Source organism: Acidithiobacillus sp. TH-A36, from assembly GCF_057473445.1.
In genome coordinates, this window is the sequence record NZ_JBYCKP010000573.1 from 1 (window position 1) to 5,322 (window position 5,322).

The 5,322-nt window shown below is 53.6% G+C and carries 5 protein-coding genes; all 5 read right to left on the minus strand.

Features of this window, described 5'->3' with window-relative positions:
• Positions 1–266: 266 nt before the first annotated feature.
• Positions 267–1,403: a radical SAM protein gene (locus AC2VLY_RS14455; protein WP_010640287.1), complete on the minus strand. Its 1,137-nt coding sequence runs from the start codon at positions 1,401–1,403 to the stop codon at positions 267–269.
• A gap of 24 nt (positions 1,404–1,427) precedes the next feature.
• Positions 1,428–2,489, minus strand: a complete 1,062-nt coding sequence (locus AC2VLY_RS14460) for a geranylgeranyl reductase family protein (RefSeq protein ID WP_193651121.1) — start codon at positions 2,487–2,489, stop codon at positions 1,428–1,430.
• Positions 2,486–3,556, minus strand: coding sequence for a lipoate--protein ligase family protein (locus AC2VLY_RS14465; protein WP_486891886.1), 1,071 nt, complete (start codon positions 3,554–3,556; stop codon positions 2,486–2,488). The genes AC2VLY_RS14460 and AC2VLY_RS14465 overlap by 4 nt, the downstream gene beginning before the upstream one ends.
• 53 nt (positions 3,557–3,609) lie before the next feature.
• Positions 3,610–4,731 (minus strand): radical SAM protein, encoded by a 1,122-nt coding sequence (locus AC2VLY_RS14470; RefSeq protein ID WP_024892999.1) that lies wholly within the window; start codon positions 4,729–4,731, stop codon positions 3,610–3,612.
• 85 nt (positions 4,732–4,816) lie between these two features.
• Complete coding sequence (locus tag AC2VLY_RS14475) at positions 4,817–5,257, minus strand: glycine cleavage system protein H (RefSeq protein ID WP_226826144.1); 441 nt, start codon at positions 5,255–5,257, stop codon at positions 4,817–4,819.
• Positions 5,258–5,322 lie beyond the last annotated feature (65 nt).

The window sequence follows — 5,322 nt, forward strand, 5'->3', positions numbered from 1 at the left end:
CCTAAAATCCGTGATTTTTTCATTTGTATCCTCCGCCCACAGTTGTGTCGCTAATGACACGGTGATTGTGTCTTATCGGGAACAGTGTTGCAAGAACGTTGATCTATCAATTTTTTAATCCAATTATCAGCGCTTAAAATATGGGTATATTAGCAACAATAAATATTACTGGATTTTGGGGAATCCCCATTAAAAAAGGGACCGAAGCCCCTTTTTCATTCAGCCAATTTATCATGAATCGGCTGGATGTTCATCCCAAAAGCCTGTCAGCCCGGGAATTGCAGGTCCTGCAAACGCATCTGCCGACGCACGATTTCCACATCTTCCTTGTTGAGGGCGAAGGGGAAAGAACGAATGTCCGAGGGCGAAGAATCCCCATAGGGACGGTTGCAGGCGCTGACTTCTTCATCGTCTTTGCCGGGGCAGCCGGAAGTCTGGAAAGGCTTACCGGAGTTGATAATGTCTTCCAGCTCTGCTTCGGGGTAGCCGAAGTCCACGACCCGGCCATATTCGTCGAATTTCATGTCATCGTAGCGGCCACCGGCATAGTCAATGAGGAAGCGGCCCAACTGAACGCGACGCCAATGATCCTGAGGAACCGGATCCCAGTCTTCCATCATGGAACCCTTCTCCGGGAAAAAGGCAAACATGTGATTATGACCGCCCATATCCTTCATTTTCTGACAGACTTCAAGAATTTCCTGTTCGGTTTCACCCATGCCACAAATCAGATGGGCGCCAAATTTTTCCGGCCCATAAATTTCGGCGGCCCATTCAATGGTCTGCCAGTATTTATCCCAGGAATGCGGGCTTTGTACGGTTTTACCACGGGTCCGCTCAAAAATTTCGGGGGTTACCGCATCCAGAGCTACCGTAAAAATGTCCGCACCGGCTTCCTTGAGGTTGATGAGATCCTGCTTTTCCATGGTGGTCGGATTGGAAAGAATGGAAACCGGAATATGGGGGGCAACTTCCATCCAGCGTTTGAGCATGGTCATGGTGTCATTGTCTGAATCGGGGTGGGTGATCATGCTGATACACATGCGCTGAAAATCACCCTTGTCGCTGTTCTGGGCAATGCGTTCGAGCATTTCGTCCACCCGTACCGTCGGCCAGTCCACCCGAATGAAATTGCGGTCGGCATAATCGCGGCTTTCTTCGCGATGGCGGGCCAGACCACAGTAGGTGCAGTTGGCGCGGCAACCTTCCGGGTAGGTCATCAGCAGATTCAGGCAGTTGGTACAGGAGGTGCGATGCATCACGCCGGGCACCAGACCCAGGGTAATGGCTGCCGCCGTACTTAACTGCACATAGTCCGGGGAACGCATCGTCGGTGTTTTGACGAAATAATCCGGGCGATAAAAATTTAGGGTCTGAGAATTTTCTTCGACTACCGCACTCATGGACGTTCCTCCTGTCAATCTGCCTTAAGCGGCAAAGTATTCATCAAAAGCGATCCAGGCGGATCGCATTACCTGGTCTTCCCGGGCTGCAGGCTTGCGCCATACAGCTTCCAAAGATGTTCTGCGCTGCACAGCCCGGCGCAAAGCGGGTCCGAACTGATCCTGCATATCTTCTTCATAACTTTCCAGCGCGTCTTCATCGCCGGACAGAAAAGCGGCAGCGGCCAAACCGACGGCTTCCCCACTGATGACCGCCGCAGGGATGCCAGCACCCGTAATGGGATGCGTCAATCCGGCGGCATCCCCACAAAGCAAAACATTACCGTGGATCATGGGGCGCAAACCGCCAACGGGTATGGCGCCACCGGTTCTACCGAGCACTTCTGGGCCAATAATGCCGCGCTCCACCATCTGCTGATGGAGATGTTCGAGAGGTAATTTGAGATTATCCTCAAAGCGTTTATCCGCCCCCAAACCCAAATTGGCAACGGGTCCACGCGGAAACAGCCAGCCGTAACCACCTGGAAAAGCATCAGACAGAAAAATATCCGTATCCGCATAGGGATGACTCAAGGGTACCGTGTATTGCCGGGTATAAACCACCTGCTGATGGGGCAGCCCAATCGCCTCAGCAACCGGGCTATGCGGACCATCTGCGGCAACCATCAGCAAGGGTTCAACCGCTTGAAGCTCACCTGAACACAACTTGATTTGGGCGTGGCGACCATCCCAGGCAAGAAAGGTGCTGCGTGTTTTCACCTCAGCCCCGGCGGCCTGAGCGAGCTCTGCCAGTCCCTGATCAAAACGTCCCCGGTCAATCATGATACCGGGGAAGACACTATGGTGTTCCAAGCCGGAGGGAAGAACGGTCATCATGCCTGCCACATCCTGCACCCGCGCCCGGGTCTCATGAACAGTGCGCAATAAGGGCATGGGGACAAATTCTGCACATTGTACCGGAATACCAATTTGTGCCCGACGATCCACACACAGTACCCGCAGTCCCTTATCGGCGGCAGCACGGGCAGCGGCAGTTCCGGCCGGGCCGGCACCGACAATCAGCAGATCCAGCTTGATGTTATTCATGGCTGCTCCGCTGCCATACGCAGCACACTGGCGAAGTGTTCAGCCTGCAAACCAAAGCCATCAATATGTTGCTGCACAAACAGCTCAGTCAGAATGCTGTCCACGTCATTCAGATGCACATTACGCAGGGCGGCTTCCATATCGACGATGGCGCGGCGGGGCTGGATGAAGTAATCGCCGCTGAAATGCACCTGACGCACCCGATTACCAAAGCTATCCCAGAGGATTTCTGCCTGCAGGGTTCCTCCCGGCGCACGCAGACTGGCTTTGCGCAGTGGCATACCGTCGCGGGCACGGTTATTCACACCCAACCATTCCGGATCGCGGACTTCAGTCAACATCTCGGGCAGCAAGGCCATGACCGGTTCCGGCATTTTTCCTGTTTCAAAACACAGCCCCAAGTGTAAGCGGAAACCTTCCAGCAGGGCCTCTTGAACCATGCTTAGCTCAGGCGCTGCGCCCAGCAGAGCTCTTAAACTGGTGACCCGATCGGCTACTGATGCAATGGCATGGGCATCCAGCTTTTCCACGGGAACCCGGAGGACCCGCAGCATTCTGGGTATGTCCAGATCCACCAGCACGGTACCCTGGAAAAGCAAAACATCGCCGTCCATGATACCGCCCGTACCAGAGATTTTTTTGCCTTCCACTTCAATATCATTACGCGGACGGAAACGGGCATTGACCCCCAGCTTCGACAAACCTGCCGCAGCCGCCAGACATATTTGTCGGGAGACTGCCGCCATGTCACCTTTGGGCAGAGCACCCCGATGACAGACCAGTTCCCAGCCAATTTGGGTCGGATCAAAAATCAACGCACCGCCACCAGTAAGCCGGCGCTGCACAGCAATGCTCTCTTCCCGGCAAAAATCCAGATTCAATTCCTGATCCGGAGACTGGTGGTAACCCACCAGCGCCGATTCTTCAAAGCGCAAAAAGCGGAAAATATTGGGAATGGCCTGATCGGCCATGGCCTGCAGCAAGGCTTTGTCCAGCGCCATGTTTTCATCGGCTGGACGCAAACCCGTATCCACGACCAGCCAGGGAGCCTGAACAACAGGGTTCATTGCGGGTGAACCCGATGCTGCGGCAAGCTGTTCACAAGTACCACGTACATTGCTCAGGCCGTGAAGACGATGGGAATATCGCGCAATTGGGTGCGACGCTTTGGAGCAGCAGGTACGTAATCCAGAGGCATGGTCGTGGACTCGTCGCCCATACTGAGCACTTCTTCGCCGACAATCATGGAGCAGCAGGACGGGGTCACGAACACATCCCGTTCAAGATGTTTGGCCAATGCCAACATACCATCGGAGGGGAATGCCACACCATTGAGACCTGCCATGACCGCGTAGGTATCGGTAATGGAACGATGAACGCCCGATGGGCGCGCACAACCGAGCAACACGGGAGTCTCTGGAAGTGCAGCACGGGCATCCATAAAGAATTTACCGACTTCATCGGTGGGCGGGGTCACAAAAGGACGACTGGAAGAGGCATACTGGGGCATAATCACGACCAGCACCAAGGCACTGGGCAGATGCCGTTGAATGATTTCCAGCGAATTCCACTCACCCAGCAGTTCTCCATAATGCAAACCGATGACAATGTGGGGAACAACCTTCATTGATGTGGCAACCAAAGCCTCCAGGGCCGCCTCAAAGTCATCCACAGTGCGACGCAGATGATAGACCTGATTGATGGTGTCCTGGGCGCCGATCACATCCATCATCGCTACATCAACGCCCGCATCTTCCATGCCTCTGGCAAACTCAGGGGTAGCAATACCCGTATGCATGGCAATTTGCAGGTTGGGGTAACGATCCTTGATTTTGCGCACCATGGGGAAATACGGTTCATAATGGACCACATTCTGGTGGTCCGACCCCCCGGACAGGAGCAGACCACGACCACCGTCCAGAACAATCTGATCGACCAGGCGATCCAGTTCTTCAGGACTGCGTACCGGAATCATGGGTTCCAGAATTTTGGCCTTACAGTGGTCACACTGGAGTTTGCAGTCACCACCGGTAATGGAGATGGCCGGGAACGCATTTTTACCACAAGCAGAAACTTCCGAAGTCTCGTGGTGTTTGAATGAAGGGGTATAGAAATTGATACGACCCACCTGACTGCCAGCCAGGCCAGACCACCGCTCCCGCATGGATTCGACCAGATCAGCGTTGAGCGTCAGATCCTCTAATGCTTCCACTTGCGAAACAGCGTTTAACCATGGGTTCATATTAATTTCCATCCTTGTCAACCATTAAGAAAGCTAGACGGCCGCAAAATGCGGCCGTCTGACTGGATAGGGCTATCTGAATAACTCAGCAGCCGCCAAAACCATCAGCCGTCATCTTTTCTTCAAAAGCGGCCAGAGCGTCAGCACCGGTTTTCAGCTCGCCAGAATCACCCGCAAAGTCAGCTGGAGTCAACTTGGCAATCCAGCCACTACCATAAGGGTCCTTGTTGATCAGGCCCGGGTCCTTGGCTACGTCATCATTGCTGGAAACCACAGTGCCACTCACCGGGCTCTTCAGCGGACCTACCCACTTACCGGATTCAACCGTTGCGGCAGACTTGTCTTTCTTGATGTCTTTTCCAGCACCTTTGGGGGTGTAGGAAACAATCTGGCCGGCCAGAGCACAGGCATAAGAAGTCATACCAATGGTGACACTGCCGTCATCTTCCTTGCGCAACCAAACGTTGTTATCAACGTTGTACATCAAATCTTCGGGGATTTCACAGCCACGTACAGTTCCCATCATTTTCTCCTTCGGGTTTTAAATTAAAAAAACAATAGCCGGTCAACAGACAAAATCAAATCAGCAAG

Bases quoted from the DNA above. Each gene is read 5' to 3' on its own strand.
- AC2VLY_RS14455 (WP_010640287.1), bottom strand. From the start codon at position 1,403: ATGAGTGCGGTAGTCGAAGAAAATTCTCAGACCCTAAATTTTTATCGC.
- AC2VLY_RS14460 (WP_193651121.1), bottom strand. From the start codon at position 2,489: ATGAATAACATCAAGCTGGATCTGCTGATTGTCGGTGCCGGCCCGGCC.
- AC2VLY_RS14465 (WP_486891886.1), bottom strand. From the start codon at position 3,556: ATGAACCCTGTTGTTCAGGCTCCCTGGCTGGTCGTGGATACGGGTTTG.
- AC2VLY_RS14470 (WP_024892999.1), bottom strand. From the start codon at position 4,731: ATGAACCCATGGTTAAACGCTGTTTCGCAAGTGGAAGCATTAGAGGAT.
- AC2VLY_RS14475 (WP_226826144.1), bottom strand. From the start codon at position 5,257: ATGATGGGAACTGTACGTGGCTGTGAAATCCCCGAAGATTTGATGTAC.